This is a genomic window from Pseudomonas prosekii, from assembly GCF_900105155.1.
GTDB classification, from domain to species: domain Bacteria; phylum Pseudomonadota; class Gammaproteobacteria; order Pseudomonadales; family Pseudomonadaceae; genus Aquipseudomonas; species Aquipseudomonas prosekii.
The window spans coordinates 4066417-4090693 of sequence record NZ_LT629762.1; the positions used below are offsets into that span (position 1 = coordinate 4066417).

The window sequence follows — 24277 nt, forward strand, 5'->3', positions numbered from 1 at the left end:
ATTGAGTTCCCTGAAGTGCAGCCAGACACCGGTGCCGTAATTCCCGTCTTGGCGCAGACAGCTGACAGTCCTTCCGTGACCGCCAGACGCCGGACAACTGTGCGTGCTGTGCAAACACTGGAAACGGCTGTTTATGGTAGTACGCTCACCGGTGCCAATCAAAGTCAGCTTATTGCAGGCTACGGCAGCACTGAGACCGCTGGAAATAGCAGTACGCTTATTGCGGGATATGGCAGCACAGGAACTTCGGGCTCCGACAGTTCGATTATTGCCGGCTATGGCAGTACACAAACCGCCGGCGATGAAAGCTTCTTGATGGCAGGGTACGGGAGCACACAAACAGCCAATTTGGGCAGTAACCTCACCGCGGGGTATGGCAGCACTGGTACGGCCGGCTCCGACAGCTCGATCGTTGCTGGGTATGGCAGCACTCAAACTGCTGGGGGCGAAAGTTCCCTGACCGCCGGTTACGGTAGTACCCAAACAGCTCAGGTGGGTAGCGATCTCACCGCTGGTTATGGCAGTACTGGCACTGCGGGCTCCGACAGTTCGCTTATCGCCGGATATGGCAGTACGCAAACTGCGGGAGGGGAAAGTTCGCTGACCGCTGGTTATGGCAGTACCCAAACGGCTCAGGTAGGCAGTGATCTCACCGCTGGTTACGGCAGTACTGGCACCGCAGGCTCCGACAGTTCACTTATAGCGGGCTACGGCAGCACACAGACTGCCGGCGGAGACAGCTCACTCACTGCCGGTTATGGCAGTACCCAAACGGCTCAGGTAGGCAGCGATCTCACCGCTGGCTACGGCAGTACTGGTACCGCCGGATCGGATAGTTCGCTAATCGCAGGTTACGGCAGCACGCAAACCGCTGGCGGAGAAAGCTCCCTTACTGCTGGTTATGGCAGCACCCAAACTGCTCGGAAAGGTAGTGATCTTACTGCGGGATACGGCAGCACGAGCACTGCGGGCTCCGACAGTTCACTGATCGCAGGTTACGGAAGTACGCAAACTGCCGGCGGAGACAGCACTCTGACTGCCGGGTACGGCAGCACGCAAACCGCTCAGTTGGGTAGCGATCTGACTGCTGGTTATGGCAGTACGAGTACCGCTGGCTCAGACAGTTCGCTGATTGCAGGTTATGGCAGTACGCAGACCGCCGGAGAAGACAGCTCCCTGACGGCCGGTTATGGCAGTACTCAAACAGCTCAATTGGGCAGCGAGCTCACTGCCGGTTATGGCAGTACGAGCACTGCGGGCTCCGACAGTTCGTTGATCGCCGGTTACGGCAGTACGCAGACTGCAGGGGAAGATAGCACCCTGACCGCTGGTTATGGCAGTACGCAAACAGCTCAATATGGTAGCGATCTCACTGCCGGCTACGGCAGCACGAGCACCGCTGGCTCCGACAGTTCGCTGATCGCGGGTTATGGCAGCACCCAAACTGCGGGGGGAGAAAGCACCCTGACCGCCGGCTACGGTAGTACGCAGACGGCTCAGGAAGGGAGTGATCTCACCGCCGGCTACGGCAGTACGGCTACTACTGGATCTGGGAGTATGGTGACTGCCGGATACGGCAGCTCGCAAACCGCCGGGCACGGAAGTGCATTAATCGCAGGTTACGGCAGCACTCAGACGGCGGGCTACAAAAGCATTCTGACCTCGGGCTACGGTAGCACTCAGACAGCCCAGGAGAGCAGCGACCTCATCGCCGGCTACGGCAGTACTGAAACCGGCGGTTACGACAGTTCATTGATTGCCGGTTACGGCAGCACGCAAACCGCCGGCCACGGCAGCATCCTGACTGCCGGTTATGGCAGCACCCAAACGGCGCAGGAAGGCAGCTCACTTACCACAGGTTACGGCAGTACGAGCACCGCTGGCCCTGAAAGTTCGTTAATCGCAGGTTATGGCAGTACTCAAACTGCGGGTCATGAAAGCACGCTCACAGCAGGCTACGGCAGTACCCAAACGGCTCAAGAAGATAGTTCTCTTACCACAGGATATGGGAGTACTTCGACTGCCGGGTTCAACAGTTCGTTGATTGCAGGCTACGGCAGCACTCAAACAACGGGCTATGACAGCACGCTGACTGCCGGATATGGCAGTACCCAAACCGCCCAGGAAAATAGTTCGCTGACCACGGGCTACGGCAGTACCTCGACTGCGGGTTACCAGAGTTCGCTGATTGCTGGGTATGGCAGCACCCAGACAGCAGGCTACGAATCTACGCTCACCACGGGTTATGGCAGTTGCCAGACGGCTCAAGAGAAAAGTTGTTTAACTACCGGTTACGGCAGTACATCAACCGCTGGCTTCGAAAGCACGCTGATTGCCGGATACGGCAGTACACAAACTGCGGGCTTTAAAAGCACACTGACCGCAGGTTACGGCAGTACTCAAACCGCCCAAGAAGAAAGTTCGCTGACCACCGGTTACGGCAGCACTTCAACTGCGGGCTACAGCAGTACGCTTGTTGCAGGCTATGGCAGCACTCAAACTGCCGGATACAACAGCAGTCTTACGACAGGTTATGGCAGCACTTCGACGGCAGGCTATGAAAGCTCGCTGATCGCGGGTTATGGCAGCACCCAGACTGCGGGTTACGACAGCATCCTGACCGCAGGTTACGGAAGTACGCTCACCGCTCTGGATAGCAGTACGCTCACCGCAGGCTACGGCAGTACGGAAATAGCAGGGTTTGGCAGTTCGCTGATGGCCGGCTACGGCAGTTCGCAGACCGCCGGTTACCAAAGTACGTTGACTGCGGGTTATGGCAGTACCCAAATGGCGGAGCGCGACAGTACGCTCACCGCGGGTTACGGAAGTACCGGTACAGCGGGACAAAACAGCTCACTGATTGCCGGTTACGGCAGTTCGTTGACTAGTGGCATGAATAGCTTTCTTACAGCGGGCTATGGCAGCACGCTGATCAGTGGTCTTGAAAGCGTGCTGACCGCAGGTTACGGCAGCAGTCTGACAGCCGGCATGCACAGCAGTCTTACTGCCGGTTATGGAAGCAACCAGATTGCCAGTCATAAAAGTTCATTGATTGCGGGCCAGGACAGCACGCAGATTGCCGGACATAAGAGCATGTTGATTGCTGGCAAGGGTAGTTCGCAAACAGCGGGTTCTCGCAGCACGTTGATAGCCGGCGCCAAAAGCATCCAGATGGCGGGTGATCGTAGCAAGCTCACTGCTGGCAACGACAGCACTCAGACTGCGGGCGATCGCAGCAAGCTACTAGCGGGCAGCAACAGTTACCTCACGGCTGGTGACCGGAGCAAACTCACTGCTGGTGATGATTGCGTACTGATGGCAGGAGATCGCAGCAAGCTGACGGCTGGCAAGAACTGCATATTGACCGCCGGCGCCGACAGCAGACTCATCGGGAGCCTCGGCTCGACGCTTTCAGGAGGGGAAAATTCGACTCTAGTTTTCCGCTGCTGGGATGGCAAGCGCTACACAAATGTGGTCGTCAAGACGGGAACCGACGGTGTAGAGGCTGATGTTCCGTATCAAATAGATGAGGATAACAATGTCCTGATTAAGGCTGAAGACAACAGCGAGATCGTGGCAGAGCAGGCTCAAATTCAGCCGTGAGAATGTCTTTATTCAAGATAAGACGTATACGAAACGCACCATCTGAGCGCAATTAGTGGCTTATGAAATGGAACCTTGCCCTTAGCACCAGTTTGAACACCACGGTGTGCACATTTGACGGCTAATGTCAGCAGGTATATTGAATTGCATCTGTTTTTTCAGACCCTCGAACGACCGCTTTTGGCCGGTATTGGACATTCACGACGTTGCGCTTCTGGCCAAGAGTTGCCTATGGCGTGCGGCAGCTGGCGGCCATAGCCAGATCGGAAGGGGCAGTGTTGGAGTCGCTGGATGACTAGCGATTTTCAACCCCACTACCATTGGAGCCAGCGCGGTCCGAGCAGTGCACCGATAACGGTTGGTATCAACATGCCAAGCAAGTACCAGACGCCCCAGAACGGGGCTTCCATTTCAGGGCAATGGAGGCAATAGGCAATGGTAGCCATCGCCCCTGAAAGCAGTCCGCCGCAGGCGCCGGCCAGTCTCAGGCGAGTGGGTGCTAACCCGCGCAGCGCCCAAAAGACCGCAATGAACCCCGGAATCGAAAGCAAGCTGATGTTCAGCGAACACACGCGCCAGGTTTTACCGAAGATCATCGAAGCACGCACGTCCGGGGCTGCTGTCATCAGGCCATAGAGGGCGCCGGCCCACACCGCTGCAACCGCAGCAATGACCAACAGTTGTCCAGCGCCTTGCGTAAGTCCGGGCCTCGCCAGGCGCACAACCTGGCTCAACGCGCCGACCATCAGGCACAGGGGCAAGGCAATCTTTGCCCAGAAAATCGGAGTTGCCGCCACTTCGGCCAGATCCGGACGTGCGCCGAACATGGCCATCACCAGCAAGAATGCCATTATCAGACCTACCAGCACAGCGACGCCGAAACGCTTGGCTAGCGCATGCCGGTCGACCGGTGTAACCCCGGTCGCCAGCATGGAAATAAGATCGTCAGTTTTCATCGTGTACCTCTAATCCTGTAGGCCAACGCCTTAAGCCCGCGATGGATGCCAATCTTTACCGCTGACTCCGAAAGCCCGGTCAGTTGAGCGGACTCGGCAACCGACAGGCCTTCAAGCTTCACCTGCTGGATCGGCAAGCGCTGCCGCTCAGGCAGTTGCTCAAGTAACTTGCCGAGGTCGCGATGGGCCTGCTCCGGCTCCAGAAGCGACTCGGTAAACAGCTCTGCCACATCGTCGAGCGAGTCATTGAGCAGTTCATTGCGCGACCTGCTACGAAAAAAATCCGTGAGTTTGTAGCGGGTGATGGCAAACACCCAGGCCGTCAGCGGTTGATCCGCACGGTAAGTTTGTCGACCGTTATGGACAGCCAGCAACACCTCTTGCAGCAAATCCTCGACTTCACCCGGTTGCCGCTGAAGTCGGGTTCGAAGAAAGCCGCGTACATGACCGCTCAGCTCTTTGAGGAAAGTGCCATAAGCCCGCTCGTCTCCACCCAGGCCCGCGAGGAACAAGGTCTGAAGATGGATTTCCCGGCTGCGCAATGCGTCGTTATGTGAAGTTCGTTCCATCGTCCACTCTGGTTACACGAGGATGAAAATATTCTGTAGTTGCATAACGCCAGCGCCGATAACTGGCGATGGATCATGCTTGCCGCCAAAGGCATATGGCAACAAGCAGATTCATTTTGCGTTTCTAAAAATATTTTTTGCGATGGCTGTAACCGGATTTGAAAACTCAGCGAACTACCTTTCGGATCTGAAGCACAGCGTACTCCTGCACTGATGCGACGACCCACCCTCATTCTCCCGGAGAATAACCATGAACAATCTGAAGCTTGCTGCCATCGCCGTTGCCTTTTCCTCCTTTGCTGCCGGCGCCATTGCCGCCGAGACCCCAGCCGCCGCAGGCGCCATGGAAAAATGCTACGGCGTCGCCATGGCCGGTCACAACGATTGCAAGGCGGGTGCAGGTACCACGTGCGCAGGTACGGCAAAAATGGATTACCAGCCTAACGCCTGGAAAAACGTTCCCGCTGGCACTTGCACCACCATCAAGACGCCAAAAGGCACCGGCACACTCACACCAATGTAACGTCAACTCCACGGGGGCACGTACTTATCATGAACAAGGCATTCCAGATCGGGGCCGGACTTGGCCTCAAACCGAACCATTACCAAGAGGCCCACGACTGCACGGTCGAAGGTCTCTGGTTCGAAGTTCATCCGGAAAACTACATGGTTGGTGGCGGCCCCCGTCTGGCATGGCTGGAGGCCATTGGCGAGCGGCACCCATTGTCGTTGCACGGGGTGTCACTTTCGCTGGCGGCTGATTGCGCGCCGGACCCGGAGCACTTGAAACGCCTGAAACAGCTCGCTGATTGCGTTCAACCGGCACTGATTTCCGAGCACCTGGCCTGGTCAGCCTGGCGCGACCAATACCACCCCGACCTGTTGCCGTTTCCTCGCACACACCAAGCGTTACAGCGTATCGCAAACAACATCCAGCGCACACAAGACGCCCTCGGGCGTCGCATTGCCATCGAAAACCCGACCCATTATTTGCACCTGGACGGGCATGACTACAGCGAACTGGAATTTCTCACCGAATTGAGCACGGTGACTGGCTGCGGCTTGTTGCTGGACGTCAACAACGTGCACATCAGTGCGCACAACCTGGGTTTTAGCGCCGCCGACTATCTAGATGCCTTTGCGGCCGACGCCATCATGGAGATCCATCTGGCGGGGTTCACTAAGGATCCGGGTGAATCCACGTTACTGATCGACAGCCATGATGCCCCTGTCGCCGAGGATGTCTGGTCGCTGTACCAGCGGCTGATTGAACGGATTGGCCAGCGTCCAACACTGATCGAACGCGACGACCACATCCCCGCTTTCGACGTTTTACTGGCCGAGCGCAACCGAGCGCAGACGTTATTGAACCTTGGGCAAACCCTGCAATTGAAGGTGGCGATATGAAGCCCTCACTCGCAAGTTTTCAGGATGCCTTCGTGAGTGCGTTGTTTGGAACTGAATCATCCACGATGGATTCGCTGACCCAACAACCAGGCTTTGCGGTCTATCGCAATACCGTACTCAAAGGCTCGACGGATGCGTTGCTAGGCAACTTCCCTACCGTAGAGCGCCTGGTGGGCACTGACTGGCTTAAAAGCGCCGCAGCCATACATGCCCGGCTTTCACCGCCAACAGATGCACGTTTACTGAATTACGGAGCGGGCTTCCCCGACTTTCTCGACAAATTCGAGCACGCGCAAGACATGCCTTATCTGGGCGACGTCTCCCGTCTGGATCTGCTCTGGACACAGGTTCATTGCGCCGCTGATGAGCCTGGTCTTGGGCTGAAGGACTTGGCGCAGATTCCCGCTACGGAATTGGGAAACTTGCGGCTTAAACCACGGGACACCGCCCGTTGGGTCTGGTTACCGGACTGTCCCGCCTACACGATTTGGTGCGTCAATCGTGAACAACGGGAAATGCCTGAAAAACTCGAATGGCAAGGTGAAGGCGCACTACTGACACGCAGGGCCGGCCGCGTGTATTGGCAAGCTGCCAGCGCCGCAGACTGTGCCTTTCTCGACGCCTGCGCCGCTCACCTGCCCCTCAATGTCGCCGCCGACTGGGCCATTGATGTCGAGTCTGACCTGAATCTGGAAAACCTCATTATTCGCCTGGTGAGTGCTGACGCGTTTGTAACGGCGGAACTCCTGACAACTAGTTGCTGAAGCCATCAACGGAGCACAGCATGGATACCATCAACACCCGCTCACCTGCCGCCGACAATTCCCTGCGTGGCCTCTGGAACCGCTTTGCAACCCGTTTGGGCAATCTGATCAGCGATTCGTTTCTGGTGTTAGTGGCGCGCATCGGCATTGCCGCCATTTTCTTCATGTCTGGGCGTACCAAAGTCAGCGACATTCTGACAATTACACCGAGCACCTACGAGCTGTTCCGTACGGAATACGCCTTGCCTCTCATCTCTCCAGAACTGGCGGCACACCTTTCGACCTACAGCGAGCACCTATTTCCACTGCTGCTGGTGCTCGGGCTGTTCACCCGCCTATCCGCCTTGGCATTGCTGGGTATGACCTTTGTTATTGAGGTTTTCGTGTACCCCGATGCCTGGCCGACGCACCTATCCTGGGCGGGATTGCTGCTAATCATCATCGCGCGCGGTGCAGGAGCACTTTCGCTGGATCACAGACTGGGCATCCGGTGATCCATTAACGTATGGAGAACTATCTAGCAGGAGTCTGCAAGTAGTTATCGCCCACATCAGCGTGAAGTTCGCCGTCATTCCAAGAACTCCCTTTGTTCTAGCTAACAATACTTCGGCTGCCACATGTGGGCAATCACAGGGCTTGCACGCGTATTGCGTATGCAATACGCAACTACACAAGCTAATCAGCCGATTTATCTTCAGCTAATTCATCTTTGACGCAAATCGCGTCATGCAACTTCAATAACTCCTCCGCTAATTTCAAATAATGTTCCTCAAACGTATTGCCTGAATGACTCAGAAAATAAGTCGCCCTGGTCTTTTAATCAAAGTGAGTGACCGCTTTTGGCGAAAAGCGGACGGTGAGTCTGCTTGGGTCGGACGAGCTAAGCAACACGGCGCAAACCATACTGGCTTAAGAGAGCCAAGCTACAACCAGGATCAAAGTACCCAATATGCAAATTAATTGCGTCCAGTAGATGATGGCGTCAGTAGTCGATGGAGGTTTCATGTTTGGTTTCATGATTTATCCTTTCGTGCTGCTTGCTTTTGTCCTGCCTATTTAAGTTATAGCAGCCCGTAGCCTGTAGCGAGTCGCCGTGATCAGTGGTAGCACCTCCGGTACCGACAGGCGGGAGTCAGCCAATTGCAATCATTAGCGACAGACCGCCGGTGCCGCCAAGGCGAATCGACAGCCCCCAAGTTGGACCGTCATTGATGCGGCCGACGATCACTCACGTACCGCGTGTTACTTCACCAAGTAGCGCAACGCGTCTTCATGGATGCCGTCGCCGGTCATGCGCTCAGCTCCGCTTGTCGGACTTGGAAAGCTCGGTTAAACACCAGGTACAGGCCTTCGATGTCATCCGGGTTCAGCACGCGGAGGGTCTCGATGCCTAGGACAAAACCTCCGGCGCGGTCCGCCGCGCGCAGGGCGTCCAGCAGGGTGGCCGCGCTGCGGATTAAGTGGACACCATAGTTTTTGGTATTGGGGTCAGGAATGTGTGTTGGCCGGACGCATACTTAATGATGGCGCCATACGATACAGCGATTGTCTTCAATCTGGATGAGTCAAGACGATCTGCATTGAATGCAATACGTTCAAACGCCACGAGCGTGCAAACAAAGGCAACACTGTTTCTACTCCCATCGCACACGGCGCAGGGTTGTAAGTCAGCGTTCCTCATCACACTCTTGGAAGCATTGATCATGAAAACCTTAAGAATCGAAAACTACGAAACCAACAACGTACAAACCCCTTCAACGCCCGGGTTCAAAATCATGGCGCTTGGTATCTATGGGGCCTATTTTGCGCTCGCCGTCATTTTCTTCTGGTTCGGCGGAATGAAGTTCACGCACTACGAAGCGGCCGGGCTTGTTCCGCTGGTGAGCAACAACCCATTTCTGGGCTGGGTTTATGACATTTTCAGCGTCGATACCTTCTCCAGTCTACTTGGCGTGCTGGAAGTCTCGATCGGTACACTGATTGCAGGTCGCTTGCTGTCACCGAAGCTTTCTTTGATAGGTGGCGCGCTGTCTGCCGGACTGTTTTTCACCACCTTGAGCTTCATGTTCTCGACTCCCGGCGTGATTGAGCCCGGCCTCGGTTTTCCCGCTATTTCAGTCGCTCCAGGCCAGTTTCTACTCAAAGATATCGGGCTGCTTGCCGCCTCGATATTTGTGGCCGGTCATTCGCTCATGGCGCTGGAACGCCGATGAGTCGATGATTGCCACTGGAAAGGCCTGGAGTGGTTCAATGCTTTCAGGTCATCGCCCCCAATTCTCCGCCTGCCACGTCTTTGATCCAGTCCCGAGGACTGTAGCCAGTCTTGCGTCGAAACGCGCGTGCAAGTGCCGAGGGACTTTCATAACCGACTTCGGCGGCGATCAATGTAATCGACCGGCCTTCACGAAGTCGCTTCTGCGCCAGACTGATACGCCAACTCAACAGATAATCGGCGGGCGTCTGCCCGATAACAGCCCGGAAATGCACTGCGTACGCCGCGCGAGACATGTTCGATTCGCTCGCCAGTCCCGCAATTGACCAAGCAAGATGAGGTGCGTTGTGAATCTGCGAAAGAGAGCGCGACAACCTCGGGTCAGCCAGTCCAGCCATCATCCCAGTATGCAACTGGTGGTGATCAAGTAAATGTCGAAACAACAGGATGACCAGCAGTTCGAACAACCGTTCCAGCGCTGCCTCCTTGCCACAGTGCGAGCCCTCCGCCTCGCGGAACATCCATTTCAGCGTATCGGCCAGCATTGGCAGGTCATCCAGGGACAGCACCAGACAGTCGGGTAATGAAGCCGACAGCGGGTTATCGACCCCACCCCCAAACTCCATCGATGCACACAACAACTGAGCGCCCTCGGATTCACCGGCAAACAGTTGATGCCGGCTGGGACGCGGCATAAAAATCAGGCTGGGCCGGGTCAGCAATAACCCCCTACCATCGGCTCCCAGTAAATTAACACTGCCAGCCTGTAGTAGGTGGATATAGCCACGTCCTTCAGCGCCGTCGTAAGACGCCAAGCCGCACTGTTTGCCGTTGAAAAACAGGTTTGCGCGCACGCCGAACTGCGACAACAAGGTAGACAAGCGATCCATGGGCAATCTCTTGGCAAGAAACACACGCTCGGATCATAACACCGACGAAATGCGCATCATCGTGGCTTCGATGCTGTACCACCTGTTTACCCTTCATCGATTCATCTTTGCCTGAAGTGACGGTCGCTCAAGGTCGATTGATGCCTCTGACGAAGGGCTGCAATCGGCCCAGAGTGTGTAAAAACGCCTTCGCGAACCCTTGCTATGATTTCTGAGGATTTCATCGCAGGGATTGCCCATGAAGCGCTTTATCCAAGGTGAACATCGAGGCCAAGGCACCTTACTTCCCGAGAGCCTCGACGACTACGTCAGCGATACCAATCCGGTGCGCGTAGTCGACGTCTTCGTCGACGAACTGGACCTGATCAATCTGGGTTTTGAAGGTGCCATTCCAGCCGATACTGGCCGGCCGGATTACCACCCCGCGATCTTGCTGAAGATCTACATCTACGGCTATCTCAACCGCATCCAGTCGAGCCGACGGCTGGAGCGAGAAGCTCAACGCAACGTCGAACTGATGTGGTTGACCGGGCGTTTGATGCCGGACTTCAAGACCATCGCCAACTTCCGAAAAGACAACAGCAAGGCCATTCGAGGCGTCTGTCTGTCGGCGCTGATTGAAAACTGACCCACCCTGCCGATTGAAAATTGACCCAGGACGGATTGCTGATTTTTGTCCCAGCAATTGTGGATAAGCTTAGCAGCAGTGTTCTAGTTGAAGACGCATCCAGCCCCACCCCATGTAGGCATGCAGCAGGGCGTTTAAGAAGTGGATCAAAACGGCTGATCGTCCTCGATATCATCTCCATCCTTGCGCTTTCGTTCTCGTGATTTGATCTTTGTCTGGGCGGCCAAGGTGCTGTGTTGAAGGCGGTAAGACTCGTTGCCCGTTTCGACGATGTGGCAGTGGTGTGTCAGCCGATCCAGCAACGCTGTAGTCATCTTGGCGTCACCAAATACGCTCGACCATTCTGAGAAGCTGAGGTTGGTGGTGATAACCACGCTGGTGTGCTCGTACAGTTTGGACAGCAGGTGAAATAACAGGGCTCCACCGCTTTGGCTGAAGGGCAAATACCCCAGCTCATCAAGTATCACCAGGTCTGTGCGAAGGAGCCCCTGGGCGATCCGTCCTGCCTTGCCATCGTACTTTTCACGCTCCAGCAGATTCACCAGATCCACCGTAGAAAAGAAGCGCACGCGTTTGTTGTGGGCCGTGATTCCGGATACAGCCAAGGCACTGGCTAGGTGTGTTTTTCCAGTTCCCGGCCCACCAATGAACACGACATTCTGCGCGGTCTCAGTGAATGCCAAGCTGGATAGATCGCTGACCAACCGGGCATCAACGCTGGAAGCGCTGAAGTCAAAGCCGGCTAAATCACGGTGCATGGGGAGTTTTGCCATGTTCATCTGGTGGTTCACCGAGCGCACCACGCGATCCGCCTGTTCCTGTTGAAGCAGATGCTCCAGCAGCCATTTCGATGAAGCCGTCGAGGCGGTTCCTTGAGAGACCAGTTCGTCCCAAGCACTGGCCATGCCGTGCAGGCGCAGTTCTTTGAGTTCTGTCATTAAGTCCCGCATTGCGGTTCTCCTCATCGGTCGTACGAAGCCGGTCGTAGCGAGCCGTATTGGCAACAGGCGCCACCTTGAGTTGCAGGCTGGTTTCTACGCAGGGAGGTGGTGCCGTGGAGGTCAGGCGGGCAAGGACATTGAGGATGTGATCGGCGCTCAGACTTCCCGACTCAAGTACCAGCTCCACCGCCACCAGCACCGGTTCGAGACCGGCGATAGGCACAGCAGCCAGTACCTGCATCATGATTCGATCACCGTTGGTGTGACGCCTCAATCCCCGCTTGAGAAGCAGCAACGGCTTCGGTAGATCGGCAAATGGCGCACCATTACGCAGTGCACCGGGCTTGCGTTCGATAAGCGGGATGTAATGTTGCCAGTCAAAACTGACCTGATCTCGATCAAAGAGGCGCTCGTGACTGGCAATCACCGTTTCATCGGCGATAACCACGATCCGGGATGGATAAAGACGACTGCTAACCCACTGGCCGACGCGCTCACATGGCACTGAATAACGATTTCGCGCCACGCTGATCAGGCAGGTGCTGGAGACCCGCACAGTACGTTCGACGTAGCCATCAAACGCTGTCGGCATCGGCATCATTTCGACCCGTTCCAGCTCCAAGACCTCCGCCACCGTCAGCCCGTTGTACTGCGGATGCACCAGCTCGCTCCAGAGTGACCGGCAGCGTTGACCGAGCCAGGTATTCAGTTCTTCAAAGGTGTGGAACATGCAGTTTTGAGCATCGAGCCAGATACGCCGCCGGCTGTCCTGTACGTTCTTTTCGACGATGCCCTTTTCCCAGCCGGAGGCTACGTTGCAGAAATCGGGATCGAACAAGTAGTGGGCACACATGACAGCAAACCGGGCATTCACCGTGCGGCCTTTGCCTTTGTTGACCTTGTCGACAGCCGTTTTCATGTTGTCGTAAATGCCGCGACGCGGCACTCCGCCAAGCGCTCCAAACGAGCGCGTATGGGCGTCGAACAACATTTCGTGCCCTTGGCTGGGATAGGCAACCAACCAGAACGCGCGACTGGCACACAGCTTCATGTGGGAGACCTGGATGCGGCGAAACAGCCCGCCGATCAGCAGACCTTCTTCGCTCCAGTCAAATTGAAAGGCCTCACCCAGAGCAAAAGTCAGTGGCACAAAAGCGCGTAAAGACTTGCCTTGCTCACCTCGCCAAGTGCGCACAAACGCTGTGAGCTGGCTGTAGCCGCCGCCGTAGCCCTCAGCCTTAATCTGTTCGAAAAGTGCTTTGGCGCTTCTACGGTTGTGCTTTGCCCGGAACGAATCGGCTTTCAGCGCCTGTTCTAGCGTGTCGTGGAATGGGCTGAGTTTGTTGAAGATTGCGCACCGTTGATACGCCGGCTGAGTGGCTTCGGGCGCTCTGACCCACTTTCGGATGGTGTTTCTCGACAGCCCGGTACGCTTGGCTATCTGATGCAGCGAGAGCTTGTCGCGGAAGTACATCCGCCGGATTTTTCCCAACATTTCCATGCTGATCACCCTGTGTTCTCCTGCTCGAAAAGTGAGCAGAAGCAGTTGAACACCTGGGTCAGTTTTCAGTCGGCAGAACAGCCTTTACTGGGTCAGTTTTCGGTCAGCGGCAACAAGGATGCGAGCAAACGCAAATCTCTGAGTCTTGCTGAATACCAACGCTCTCTAATAGCGATAATGCAGGCACCTTCTGTGCAGGTAGGTCGTGTCGAATACGACTCCTGGTGGAAAAATCTGCTGCTGCGAGCCAAAATCGGCGATATCCATCTGCTGTTACCCGGGCTTGATACAGCAGCATTCCTGGCGCCGCTGGCAGGCAAGGCCAGTCACCAGTTGAACATCGGGGCGTACCGAATTAATACAATTCTCATAGATCGGGCGCAGACCACAGAACGTTGGGAGATTCTTAGCGAGCCTGTTGTGGCCAGACTACGTCGTGTGGAAGACAATCAAGTGGTTCTCTGCGTCGGGTACCCAGAGACCAACGAACGGATTGTGGGTAAATCTCGTGAGGAATTGAATCGCCCCGGGTTTTCTAGACACTCTCCAGGCTCGCTGCGTAACGCTTTTCAAACTCTACCGGTGACAGCTGATTGTTGAAACTGTGGCGTCGTTTTGGGTTGTAAAACATCTCGATGTAATCGAACACATCATCCCGAGCATCCTGGCGTGTAGTGTAGATTTTACGCTTGATCCGTTCCCGCTTTAGCAGCTGGAAAAAGCTCTCCGCCACAGCGTTGTCGTGGCAGTTACCTCGACGACTCATGCTGGCCACCAGGTTGTTAGCTTTCAAGAAGCTTCGCCAGTCTGAGCTGCTGTACTGACTGCCTTGATCTGAGTGGATCATCACCTCTTGCTTCGGCTTACGTCTCCAAACCGCCATCAGCAGTGCATCAATGGCTACGTCGCTGGTCATCTGCGACTTCATTGACCAACCAATGATCTGGCGTGAAAACAGATCGAGCACCACGGCCAAATACAGCCAGCCTTCATATGTTCGGATGTAGGTAATGTCTGTGACCCAGACTTTGTTGGGTTCTCTGACATCGAATTGGCGCTTCAGTAAGTTCGGTGAGGCAACGGCTGGTTTACCGCCATATTTTCCCGGCCTCCGTCGATACCCAGTCTGAGAACGTAAACCCTCAAGGCGCATCAACCTAGCCACCCGGTGACGGCCACAGCTCTCACCAACCTCTCGCAGGTCATCATGGATCTTGCGATAGCCATAAACGCCACCGCTTTCCAGCCAGGAGTGTTTGATCAATCCAAGCAGTCGCTGATCGTCCTTGGCTCGCGCAGATTTTGGTTCTGATAGCCACGCGTAGTAGCCGCTGGGATGAACCTTGAGCGTCAGGCAAAGCCGTCGAATCGCGTAATGACCCGATTGCTGCTTAATAAAGGCGTACTTCAGCCGCACTCCTTGGCAAAGTACGCGGCGGCCTTTTTTAAGATGTCTCGCTCCTCCGTCACCCGTTTCAGCTCGGCACGTAGACGACGAACCTCAGCGCTTTGATCATCCTCCTCAACGCGCTGTTCTTGGGGCTTGGTGTAGCGCTTAACCCAGGCATAGAGGCTGTGCACGGACACACCCAATCGTGCAGCCACCTCCGAGACAGGAAGCTGCTTTTCGGTCACTTGCTTGACCGCCTGGATTTTGAATTCTTCGGGATATCGCTGGTTGCTCATGGCACCTCCTAATGGGCCTCATTTTAAGGCTTGGAGGTGTCTACGAAACTAGGGGCGATTCACTCATTCCTCAACAATCGCTCATATCTAAGAATCCTCTAACCTTTGCGATAGTCATTAGTCCGTGCGTACAATCCACCTGGGTGCGTAAGGCAATGTGCTGATCCGCAGGTTAAATTCCAATACTGGTCGGGCCGCTGGTGAGGAATAACCGTGCCTGCGCCAAATACGCCCGCATCAACTGTCATCCCTCGACCACAGATTCTCACCAGCCGAGCACTGGCTGCGGTCGAGCGATTCAGTCATATCGAAGCCCTCAGCGGCATCGTTCTTGTACTAGCCGCTATCATTGCATTGCTCTGGGCCAACAGCGCGCCCAGCCTTTCCTATGAGGCCTTCTGGCACACTCCAGTCGCCGTTACCATCGGATCTCTTAGCGTAGGTCAGTCGCTGCACTTCTTAGTCAATGACGGCTTGATGACCATCTTCTTTCTCGTGGTCGGAATGGAGATTCGCCAAGAGATCCAAGACGGCGCTCTGTCCAACGCAAAGCTGGCAACGCTCCCCTTAGGTGCGGCACTGGGTGGAGTGCTGGTTCCCGCGGGAATCTACCTTGCTTACAACGTGGGTACGGCGTCTGCCCACGGTTGGGCAGTCCCGACCGCAACCGATATCGCGTTCGCCGTGGGGGTTCTTGCTCTTCTGGGCAAATCAATTCCAGCCAACTTGCGGGTCTTCCTGCTGGCCCTTGCAATCATCGACGATATCGCTGCGATCCTCATCATTGCACTGTTCTACACCGCAAACCTGCACCTTGTGGGTCTGGCGATCGCAGGCACAGGTTTCGCGCTTGTCTTTGTCATGCAGAGGATGGGAATCGGATCGGCTTGGCTGTATCTGTTGCCGGGCGCGATTGTATGGGGAGGCCTTCTCAAGCTCGGTGTACATCCAACACTGGCCGGAGTGATCCTTGGGCTTGTAACTCCTGTATGGTCTGCACCGTCCCGCGAGCGGCCACTCGAAATAATGTCTCAGGCATTCCGAGATCTCACGCACCAGGTAGACCAGGGCGAGAAAAAGGTCTCAGCACCACTCAAGCAAATCCGGCTTGCCGAGCGTGAAGTGATGCCTCCTGTGCAACGAGTTCAGGAGGCTCTCCATCCGTGGGTCGCTTTCGTCATCATGCCGCTGTTCGCGCTTGCGAATGCTGGAGTCAGTTTTCATGGCGCTCAGCTAAGCGATGCATCTGTGGTTCCAGTTGTTTATGGCGTCGTAACAGCGTTAGTGTTTGGCAAACCTATCGGCGTGGTGCTCGCTACCTTCCTGCTGGTTCGCACTGGACTCTGCAAGCTGCCGGAACAGGTAACTTGGCGCGGTGTGATTCTCGTAGGTCTTCTCGCCGGCATTGGCTTCACGATGTCGATTTTCATCGCAGGTTTGGCCTATGACGACGACCGTTTATTGGCAGCAGCGAAGCTGAGCGTGCTGTGCGCTTCCTCTGCGTCCGCAGTGGTAGGTTTGCTGTGGGGCTTGTTCAACTTCAGAAAGCCGCCTAGTCATTAGTTGCTACAGATATCATCCAACTCATCCTCACGAAACAGCGGAGTTTCGCAATGGTTGCTCGGTGGCAATGGCTGTTGATTCGGACAACCAGACGTCTGTGGTTCAGAGCGGGACTGTTTTCCATGCTAGGCGTTGTGACGGCGTTGCTGGCTGTCGTTCTCAGAGACCACATTCCTCTAGACCTGCCGGGCAAGATAGGCGCTGATGCCGTCGACAAGATTCTCGGCATCATCGCGTCCAGCATGCTGGCCGTCACTACATTTTCTCTAAGCACCATGGTCACAGCCTACGGAGCAGCCAGCACGGGCACCACCCCGCGCGCTACAACACTTGTTATGGAGGACTCGACCACTCAGAACGCGCTGTCGACCTTCATTGGCTCGTTCCTGTTTAGCTTGGTCGGCATCATCGCTCTAAGTACGGGTGCGTATGGCGCTCAGGGGCGGGTCATCTTGTTCGCGGTCACTCTTGCCGTGGTGGTCCTGATCGTCTACACCTTGCTGCGATGGATCGACCATCTGTCCAGGCTTGGCCGGGTAGGTGAGACGATCGACCGGGTTGAGGCCGCCACCATCAGTGCGCTCACGGAACGCCGCCGATTGCCTTACCTTGGCGGATGCGCCTACCCGGAGCGACCGGTGCAGGTTCTGCCACTGCTCCCGATTCGCAGTCGGGAAGTGGGCTACGTGCAGCACATCGACGTGCCTGCGCTGGACGCTTTTGCGCAGAGACATGCTGCGCTTATTTATCTTGAGATACTGCCCGGCAGCTTTGTAAATGAGGGCGAGCTGCTAGCACGGGTAATGAGAACAAGCACCGAGCCGCCGGATGAATCTCAGGTAAGGCAAATCCTGTCCGCTGTCACCCTTGGCGTTCGTAGAACCTTCGAGCATGACCCTCGCTTTGGTCTGTCCGTATTGTCCGAGATCGCATCGAGGGCGCTTTCGCCCGCCGTGAATGACCCGGGCACAGCAATCGATGTCATCGGCAGGGGAATTCGCGCGTTCAATGCACAGGCGATGTATGGCACGTTGGAAAAGCCTGAAGCACAATACAGCCGCGTGCATGCGCACGGGCTGTCCGTGGAAGACATGTTTGATGACTTCTTTTCGCCGATTGCGCGTGACGGCGCAGCACTCATCGAGGTCAACATTCGTCTTGTCAAAGCGCTTACAAGCCTTGCGCACTCCAGCCCGGCTTTATACGCCGACGTGGGCGCCCGTCATATCGGCGTCATCCTCGAACGGGCGGAGTCGGCGATGACGCTTGACGCTGACAAGGCGCGGTTGAGAGCGTGCATTGCCGCCTCGCTCCCGTGAAACCGCCGTCAGCCCTGGCGACCCGTGCTCATTTCCTGCAAGGAATAACGCGCTTCACCAGCGTTCCGATGCTCATGCCCTGAACCAGAATGGAGAACACCACGACCATGTAGGTCAGCGATACCACCGCGTACCGCGCATGCCCCGCCTGAAGTGACAGTACCAGTGCTACTGATATACCTCCACGTAAACCCACATAACGTCTGTTGAGAAATGCTAGCACCGCAGTGATGCTGAGAAATGATGCGACGGTGTCCAACATCGGTCTACAAGCTCCATGTATGAAGAGCATGAGGGCGTTGCGGTGAACAGCTACGCACCCGTTATGTGGGCACGCTGCGCAGGAAAGGTTCAACGTTAACATGCACAAATCACAGTCCACGCCAGGTCCGGAATTTCAGTTCCCTTGAGTGTCCGACTTGTCGCTCGCAAAAAGATGTGATCCCGTGGCAATGATGTCAGGCAGAATCAGCATCTCTGATGAGGCGAAGCCTTAGGCCTGGCCCCGCTCGATATGAGGTTTCATGCAAGTTGAAATAGAAGAAATCATCAACCATCTGCTCCGTTTCGCTCCCTTCGATGTTCTTCCAAAGGAGGTGGTCGAGACCATCGCGCGGCGGATTGAAGTCAGCTATTTCAAAGCCGGTAGCGAGATTCTTGAAGCCGGGGCCACCATCCAGGACCTGCATTATGTACGCAGCGGTGCGGTTGAGATCTACCGCCGCAACGGCGAGTTGTATAACCGGCTGGTCGAGGGCGATATCTTCGGCCAGGCGGGGCTGCTGCGAAGTAACAAAGTGCGCTTTCCGGCGAGAGCGCTGGAAGACAGCCTCATCTACTTCATCCCGGCAGGAGTGTTCGCAGAACTCTGCGCGCACCATGACGCTTTCGCTGACTTTGTCGAAGCCGAGGGCCATTCCAGGCTCAAGTCTGCTGTGGAGGCCCAGGGCCGTGCCAGCGAGTTGATTCAACTTCGATGCCGCGCGTTGCTGTCGCGCTCACTGGTTTGGGTAGGCTCTGACGCCTGCGTAGGGGACGCGGCCAGGATAATGGCTGAGCAAAGCGTGGCGTGCGTGGTGGTGATGATGGCTGTCGGGCAGGAATCGCCCCAAATCTGCGGCATTGTCACCGACCGGGACCTGCGTACCCGGGTCGTGGCAGCCGGGATCGACGGCGAGCAAACCCGCGTCAGCGAAATCATGACGAAGGATCCTGTGTCGATCGACGCTGACGATTCGGTTTTCGAGGCCATGCTGGTAATGCTCCGCCGCAACATTCACCACTTGCCTGTGCTGAGGCATGGCAGACCGGCGGGGCTGATCAACCTGTCGGACATCATCCGCTACGAGTCCCACAGCAGCCTGTACCTCGTCAGCAGAATATCAAACCAGACCTCTGTCGAAAGCCTGCGATCACTGCTGACGGATCTGAGGGGTACCTACATTCGCATGGTCCGCGATGGCGCCACGGCTCATATGATCGGCAGCGCGATCTCTGGAATCGGCAGGGCGTTTACACAGCGCCTGCTTGAACTGGCCGAAAAGAAATATGGCCCGCCGCCAGTGCCGTACTGTTTTATGGCGCTGGGTTCGATGGCGCGGGACGAGCAGTTGCTGGTGACGGATCAGGACAATGCCCTTGTCCTGGACGATAGCTACGACGCGACCCTGCACGATGCGTACTTTCGAAGCCTGGCGAGCTTTGTAAGCGATGGTCTGGCCGAATGCGGCTACGCCTATTGCAAGGGCGGCATCATGGCGACCAATGAGCAATGGCGCCAACCCATCAGCGTGTGGCGCAATTACTTTTGGCAGTGGATAAACAAACCAAGCCCTTCGGCGCTGTTGCACAGTTGCATCTTTTTTGATCTGGATGGGGTTTACGGGAAGCTCGATCTCATTCAGGAACTCAAGGTACTGTGCGCCAGCCAATCATCGTCCAGCCCCGGCTTTCTGAGTGCACTGGCAAGGATAGCGCTCAACCGGACCCCTCCTTTGGGTTTCTTCCGCACGTTTGTCGTCGAAACGGACGGCCAGCAAAAACGCATCATCAACCTCAAACGACGGGGCACTGCACCGCTGACGGATCTGATCCGCATCCACGCACTCGCCTGCGGCAGCACGGCGCAAAACTCGTTTGATCGGCTGGACGCGATTGCAGCAGCCAACATGATGCCACCCGATGCCGTGAAGCACCTAAAGTATGCCCTTGAGTTTCTGTCCATGGTACGCATCCGGCACCAGGCAGATGCGGTGGAGCACGGCATGACCCCTGACAACTACATCGAGCCCGAGCGTTTCACTCACAGTGAGCGGCACAATCTCAAAGAAGCGTTTCAAGTGCTTAGCAACGGCCAGAATTTCCTGCGCTTTCGATATCCGCCCAAGGGACGATTGCCGAAATGACAATAGCCAAACCCAGCACTGATGCCGTTCTGGACTGGCCAGCCAGATTCGGCGAGTTGTCACAGCAAGCGAGACATCCTGCGCTGCGGCGGTTTTATCGAGCCGGTGTGGTGGCTGCACACACGCCTGTCGAGCACGTGCATTTTCTGGCACTGGACGTGGAAACTACGGGCCTTGATGCACAAGCGCACAGCATTGTCAGCATCGGTCTGCTGCCGTTTACCCTTCGGCGTATTCAATGCCAGCATGCGCACTACCAGGTCATACAGCCCGTTTCAGAGCTGAGCGGAAAATCAGTCACGTTCCACCACATCACCCACGCAGAGGTTGCTAACGCGCCAGCGTTCGAGGCGATCTACGAGACGCTTCTGAAAGCGATGGCCGGGAAGGTGATGGTTGTCCATTACCGCAACATTGAGCGTGCATTCCTCAATCGGGCATTTCTGGATCATTTGGGCGAAGGACTGCAATTTCCGGTTATCGACACAATGCAACTGGAGGCAAGATTGTACCGGCAGAAACTCGGCTGGCTGGGGCGACTGTTGCGCCGCCCTCAGCTGTCGATCCGCCTCGCCGACAGCCGGGCCCGGTACAACCTGCCGATGTACCATGCCCATCATGCCCTCACCGATGCACTGGCGGCGGCCGAGCTATTGCAGGCTCAGGTCGCGACGCACCACAGCCACTCAACGCCTCTAGGATCGCTTTGGAGCTAAGCGGCGTAACGCATGCCTGGATCATCAATGGTCAGTCCTGTCAGGATGGCTGGCAGTCTGCTCATGACCCCCGGTCGCGTAACTGTCTAGCCTATTCCTGGTCGGGACGCTTTCGATGAACACCGTGCGGGAAGGGTGGGCAAAGGTCACGCCCAATTCAGCGAAGGCGTCGACAATGGCTAGGTTAATTGTTTGTTGAACGTCCATGTACACGTTGTAGCTAGGGTCGAGCACGATGTAGACCGTTTCAAACTCCAAGGCACTGCTACCAAAGTTGCGGAAATGGCAGCGGTCAAAGCGGGCGAGCTTTTGCTGCCGGATGATGCCTTCGATACGTTGCGGGACCTCGCGGATCTGTTGAGCTGAACAGCCATAAGTCAACGCCAGATCGAACACAATTCGGCGCTCTCGCAGACGCTTGTAGTTCTGAATCGTGCTCCCGATCATCTCGGCATTCGCCATTACAATCTGCTCACCTCCCAGGCTGCGGATGCGCGTGGTCTTCAGGCCCACGTGCTCTACTGTTCCTGACAGCGAGCCCACAACAATGAAATCCCCCACCTCGAAAGGCTTGTCGACTGCGATGGACAGCGACGCGAAGACGTCTGCCAGAATGTTCTGCACCGCCAGCGCAACCGCGATGCCCCCCATACCCAGACTGGCAACGAATGCTGTGATGTTGACGCCGACATTGGAAAGCATCGCCAAGACTACAACCACCCAAAGAAATACTTTGGCGCCCCACAGGCTCAACGTTGCCAGCGCGCTGCCCTGGTAGGTTTCCGCAGTGCTGTGGCGGCGGAAATACCGGGCAAGTGCCAGCGCCAGGGCTCGGTTAACCCACAACCCAACTTGCAAGGCAGCGACCACAAACCAGAGACTGCTCACGCGCCCCAGCCAGCGCTCGGGTAGATCCAGAACGCCGACACCGATAAGGATCGAGGCTAGCAAAAGCAGAGTATTACTGGTGCCCGATAGCACTTCGACAGTGATTTGACTCAGATGCGCTTTCGGCTGGGCTGATTGCTGCCCGATTCTCCTGAGGAAGAATCCGATCACTGTCCGCGCCAGCACGAAGCTGATGACGATCAGCGACCCCGCAAAAATCCAGTTGGCTAAAGAAATGCCCATAAATGTGTAATTGATGAAAAAGCTGACGACTTCTTGAAACATGCGGTCCTCGGTCTGATGCCGAGGCGCGACCCGAATGGGCGGCACCCCTGCCTTTGAACGTTGGGGAAGGGTAGAGAATCAATAGCCTCGCTATCGAGGCTCCGACATGAGTCCTTTCACCAATGAGACACAACCGATCATCAGCACGATGGCGAACGGCAAACCGGTTGACACCGCCATCGCCTGAAGGGCGACAAGCCCCCCCCCAACAGCAATGCGATCGCGATCACACCTTCGATAACCGCCCAGAATACCCGCTGCGGGACAGGCGCATCGACCTTGCCGCCAGCGGTAATGGTGTCGATCACCAATGACCCGGAATCCGACGAAGTGATGAAGAACACTATCACGAGGATGATGCCCAGAAACGAAGTGATCTCTTTAAGTGGCAGGCCCTCAAGCATCGCAAACAGTTTCAACTCCAGGACTGCGTCTTTGACACCAACCAGCCCCTGCATGGTGGCCTGATCAATGGCGGTGCCCCCGAAGGTGGTCATCCATAGCACCGATACCACTGAGGGCACGAGCAGTACCGAGATAAGAAACTCCCTCACCGTACGGCCGCGACTCACACGGGCGATGAACATGCCGACAAATGGCGACCAACTGATCCACCAGGCCCAGTAAAAGGCAGTCCAGCCCTGCGTGAACTCACTGTCGGTGCGTCCGAAGGGATTAGACAGCGCAGGCAGATACTCCACGTACGTCACCAGGTTTTTGAAGAAGCCGGTGAAGATCGCCAGTGTGGGGCCAACCACGATAATGAACATCAACAGCAGCAAAGCTAGCCCCATGTTGATCTGGGAAAGCATCTTTACGCCTTTGTCCAAACCGGAAAGCACGGACCACAGCGCAACCAGCGTGATCCCTACGATCAACATGACCTTGCTGACGTTCGTGGACTGAATACCAAACAGGTATTCGAGACCGGCGGCGGCTTGCTCTGCACCAATGCCAAGGGAAGTTGCCAAGCCGAACAGGGTCGCAAAAACGGCGAGAATATCGACGATGTGTCCCGGCCAACCCCACACGCGCTCCCCGAGCAGCGGATAGAAAACCGATCTGATCGAGAGCGGCAAACCCTTGTTATAGGAGAATAAGGCCAGCGACAGCGCGACGATTGCGTAGATAGCCCATGGGTGCAAACCCCAGTGAAAGATCGTGGCCGCCATTGCCAGGTCCGCTGAAGCCTTGGCGTCCCCTGCCGCTCCGTTCAATGGTGCCCAGTCAGTGCGGGCTCCGCTGGCATCAACCGTGACACCCCCCATAGACGCTGCGAAATGGGACATCGGCTCGGCAACGCCGTAGAACATCAGGCCAATGCCCATGCCCGCGGCGAAGAGCATTGAAAACCAGCCGACATAACTGTGATCCGGTTTGGCGTCTCTGCCACCCAGTCTGACCTTACCCAAAGGTGACACGATGAGCACCAGGCACAACACGACAAAGATATTAGCGATGCTCATGAAGAGCCACGCAAGGTGACCGGTCAGCCAGTTGCGAATCGCACTGAATAGGGGCTCCACTTCATTCTGCAATGCCAGCGTTAAGACGACGAAAAGCAAAATCGCAGCGGCAGAAATGATGAATACTTTGCCGTGGATATCGAGGGAGAAAGAGAACTCCCCCTTGATGTTGTCTTGCCCGATAACATAATCGGTATCAATGAGGTTGGCAGCTCCGCTAGGGGCTGGGATGCCTTCATCACTGGCGGAATGACCTGTAATGGTCGGATCATCCACAGGTTCTTTACCCATGAGGGGCTCCTTGTTCGAAAACACTGATGCGTGATGGTCGTTTGTCACCTTACTGAGTGGCATAACCGGAGGGATGAACTTCCATCGTAACAAAAGACATCGGCCGGTGCCTGGTGGGCCCGACCAGCACCTTAGCCAGTTTGACTCTGGAAGAAGCGATGAGAGGTCAAACAATTCAAACTAAGCT

The 24277-nt window shown here is 56.0% G+C and carries 17 protein-coding genes and 4 pseudogenes; 12 read left to right on the forward strand and 9 right to left on the reverse strand.

The genetic code is table 11. The annotated features are described in order from the left end of the window. Positions 1–48: 48 nt before the first annotated feature. Entirely contained in the window at positions 49–3603 is a 3555-nt protein-coding gene (locus BLU01_RS18595) for an Ice nucleation protein (protein ID WP_456238998.1), read from the forward strand. A gap of 314 nt (positions 3604–3917) precedes the next feature. Here the strand turns inward: BLU01_RS18595 and BLU01_RS18600 are convergent, their stop codons facing one another. Together BLU01_RS18600 and BLU01_RS18605 are read right to left on the reverse strand one after the other, a co-directional pair. Then, a complete protein-coding gene (locus tag BLU01_RS18600; protein WP_092278274.1) occupies positions 3918–4559 on the reverse strand; it encodes a DUF1109 domain-containing protein in 642 nt (213 codons plus the stop codon). Continuing rightward, positions 4556–5128, reverse strand: a complete 573-nt coding sequence (locus BLU01_RS18605) for a sigma-70 family RNA polymerase sigma factor (RefSeq protein ID WP_092278277.1) — start codon at positions 5126–5128, stop codon at positions 4556–4558. The genes BLU01_RS18600 and BLU01_RS18605 overlap by 4 nt, the downstream gene beginning before the upstream one ends. A gap of 250 nt (positions 5129–5378) precedes the next feature. On the opposite strand from BLU01_RS18605, the gene BLU01_RS18610 reads away from it, so the two are divergent. From BLU01_RS18610 to BLU01_RS18630, 5 genes are all read left to right on the forward strand, one after another. Continuing rightward, positions 5379–5651: a BufA1 family periplasmic bufferin-type metallophore gene (locus tag BLU01_RS18610; protein ID WP_010461569.1), complete on the forward strand. Its 273-nt coding sequence runs from the start codon at positions 5379–5381 to the stop codon at positions 5649–5651. Between the two features lie 29 nt (positions 5652–5680). Continuing rightward, complete coding sequence (gene bufB, locus BLU01_RS18615) at positions 5681–6535, forward strand: MNIO family bufferin maturase (protein ID WP_092278280.1); 855 nt, start codon at positions 5681–5683, stop codon at positions 6533–6535. After that, a complete protein-coding gene (locus tag BLU01_RS18620; protein ID WP_092278282.1) occupies positions 6532–7299 on the forward strand; it encodes an HvfC/BufC N-terminal domain-containing protein in 768 nt (255 codons plus the stop codon). The genes bufB and BLU01_RS18620 overlap by 4 nt, the downstream gene beginning before the upstream one ends. Positions 7300–7319: 20 nt before the next feature. Next, positions 7320–7793 carry a DoxX family protein gene (locus tag BLU01_RS18625; protein WP_092278285.1) on the forward strand — a complete coding sequence of 158 codons (474 nt, stop codon included), beginning with the start codon at positions 7320–7322 and terminating at the stop codon, positions 7791–7793. 1209 nt (positions 7794–9002) lie between these two features. Continuing rightward, the gene (locus tag BLU01_RS18630; protein WP_092281660.1) at positions 9003–9512 is read left to right on the forward strand and encodes a YkgB family protein; all 510 of its coding nucleotides are present in this window, start codon (positions 9003–9005) and stop codon (positions 9510–9512) included. Positions 9513–9555: 43 nt separating this feature from the next. Here BLU01_RS18630 and BLU01_RS18635 read toward each other — a convergent pair whose 3' ends face one another. Continuing rightward, positions 9556–10401 carry an AraC family transcriptional regulator gene (locus BLU01_RS18635; RefSeq protein ID WP_092278287.1) on the reverse strand — a complete coding sequence of 282 codons (846 nt, stop codon included), beginning with the start codon at positions 10399–10401 and terminating at the stop codon, positions 9556–9558. A 238-nt stretch (positions 10402–10639) separates the two neighbouring features. On the opposite strand from BLU01_RS18635, the pseudogene BLU01_RS18640 reads away from it, so the two are divergent. Next, positions 10640–11005: pseudogene (locus tag BLU01_RS18640) on the forward strand (transposase); the annotation flags it as partial. Positions 11006–11175: 170 nt separating this feature from the next. On the opposite strand, the gene istB reads toward BLU01_RS18640, so the two are convergent. Together istB and istA are read right to left on the reverse strand one after the other, a co-directional pair. Next, positions 11176–11979: an IS21-like element ISPsy20 family helper ATPase IstB gene (gene istB / locus BLU01_RS18645; protein WP_092278289.1), complete on the reverse strand. Its 804-nt coding sequence runs from the start codon at positions 11977–11979 to the stop codon at positions 11176–11178. Positions 11980–11986: 7 nt separating this feature from the next. Beyond that, positions 11987–13471 (reverse strand): annotated as a pseudogene (gene istA / locus BLU01_RS18650) (IS21 family transposase); the annotation flags it as partial. A 45-nt stretch (positions 13472–13516) separates the two neighbouring features. Between istA and BLU01_RS18655 the strand changes: the two are divergent. Next, positions 13517–14071: a hypothetical protein gene (locus BLU01_RS18655; protein WP_167370412.1), complete on the forward strand. Its 555-nt coding sequence runs from the start codon at positions 13517–13519 to the stop codon at positions 14069–14071. Here the strand turns inward: BLU01_RS18655 and BLU01_RS18660 are convergent. Then, positions 14007–15157 (reverse strand): IS3 family transposase gene (locus BLU01_RS18660; RefSeq protein WP_092271200.1). Its coding sequence is split into 2 segments (ribosomal slippage): positions 14007–14923 and positions 14923–15157, totalling 1152 coding nucleotides; the frame shifts between segments, so codons are not numbered across the junction. The genes BLU01_RS18655 and BLU01_RS18660 overlap by 65 nt on opposite strands. A gap of 213 nt (positions 15158–15370) precedes the next feature. Here BLU01_RS18660 and nhaA point away from each other — a divergent pair. Both nhaA and BLU01_RS18670 read left to right on the forward strand, forming a co-directional pair. Continuing rightward, positions 15371–16720 (forward strand): Na+/H+ antiporter NhaA, encoded by a 1350-nt coding sequence (gene nhaA / locus BLU01_RS18665; RefSeq protein WP_092278294.1) that lies wholly within the window; start codon positions 15371–15373, stop codon positions 16718–16720. Positions 16721–16770: 50 nt separating this feature from the next. Beyond that, positions 16771–18039, forward strand: a complete 1269-nt coding sequence (locus BLU01_RS18670) for a DUF2254 domain-containing protein (RefSeq protein ID WP_092278296.1) — start codon at positions 16771–16773, stop codon at positions 18037–18039. 28 nt (positions 18040–18067) lie between these two features. On the opposite strand, the pseudogene BLU01_RS18675 reads toward BLU01_RS18670, so the two are convergent. Then, a pseudogene (locus BLU01_RS18675) lies at positions 18068–18232 on the reverse strand (cation:proton antiporter); the annotation flags it as partial. Positions 18233–18563: 331 nt separating this feature from the next. Here BLU01_RS18675 and BLU01_RS18680 point away from each other — a divergent pair. After that, positions 18564–20444 carry a DUF294 nucleotidyltransferase-like domain-containing protein gene (locus tag BLU01_RS18680; protein ID WP_092278300.1) on the forward strand — a complete coding sequence of 627 codons (1881 nt, stop codon included), beginning with the start codon at positions 18564–18566 and terminating at the stop codon, positions 20442–20444. After that, complete coding sequence (locus BLU01_RS18685; protein ID WP_092278302.1) at positions 20441–21160, forward strand: 3'-5' exonuclease; 720 nt, start codon at positions 20441–20443, stop codon at positions 21158–21160. Before BLU01_RS18680 ends, BLU01_RS18685 begins: the two co-directional genes overlap by 4 nt. A gap of 24 nt (positions 21161–21184) precedes the next feature. Here BLU01_RS18685 and BLU01_RS18690 read toward each other — a convergent pair whose 3' ends face one another. Together BLU01_RS18690 and BLU01_RS18695 are read right to left on the reverse strand one after the other, a co-directional pair. Continuing rightward, on the reverse strand, positions 21185–22333 hold the full coding sequence (locus tag BLU01_RS18690; RefSeq protein ID WP_092278304.1) for a mechanosensitive ion channel family protein: 1149 nt from the start codon (positions 22331–22333) through the stop codon (positions 21185–21187). Between the two features lie 90 nt (positions 22334–22423). After that, positions 22424–24090: pseudogene (locus BLU01_RS18695) on the reverse strand (BCCT family transporter). Positions 24091–24277 lie beyond the last annotated feature (187 nt).

Coding starts and splice junctions, on each gene's coding strand:
- BLU01_RS18635 (WP_092278287.1), bottom strand. CDS start 10,401: ATGGATCGCTTGTCTACCTTGTTGTCGCAGTTCGGCGTGCGCGCAAAC.
- BLU01_RS18690 (WP_092278304.1), bottom strand. CDS start 22,333: ATGTTTCAAGAAGTCGTCAGCTTTTTCATCAATTACACATTTATGGGC.
- BLU01_RS18600 (WP_092278274.1), bottom strand. CDS start 4,559: ATGAAAACTGACGATCTTATTTCCATGCTGGCGACCGGGGTTACACCG.
- BLU01_RS18685 (WP_092278302.1), top strand. CDS start 20,441: ATGACAATAGCCAAACCCAGCACTGATGCCGTTCTGGACTGGCCAGCC.
- bufB (WP_092278280.1), top strand. CDS start 5,681: ATGAACAAGGCATTCCAGATCGGGGCCGGACTTGGCCTCAAACCGAAC.
- BLU01_RS18670 (WP_092278296.1), top strand. CDS start 16,771: ATGGTTGCTCGGTGGCAATGGCTGTTGATTCGGACAACCAGACGTCTG.
- BLU01_RS18630 (WP_092281660.1), top strand. CDS start 9,003: ATGAAAACCTTAAGAATCGAAAACTACGAAACCAACAACGTACAAACC.
- BLU01_RS18605 (WP_092278277.1), bottom strand. CDS start 5,128: ATGGAACGAACTTCACATAACGACGCATTGCGCAGCCGGGAAATCCAT.
- BLU01_RS18680 (WP_092278300.1), top strand. CDS start 18,564: ATGCAAGTTGAAATAGAAGAAATCATCAACCATCTGCTCCGTTTCGCT.
- BLU01_RS18625 (WP_092278285.1), top strand. CDS start 7,320: ATGGATACCATCAACACCCGCTCACCTGCCGCCGACAATTCCCTGCGT.
- istB (WP_092278289.1), bottom strand. CDS start 11,979: ATGCGGGACTTAATGACAGAACTCAAAGAACTGCGCCTGCACGGCATG.
- BLU01_RS18620 (WP_092278282.1), top strand. CDS start 6,532: ATGAAGCCCTCACTCGCAAGTTTTCAGGATGCCTTCGTGAGTGCGTTG.
- BLU01_RS18610 (WP_010461569.1), top strand. CDS start 5,379: ATGAACAATCTGAAGCTTGCTGCCATCGCCGTTGCCTTTTCCTCCTTT.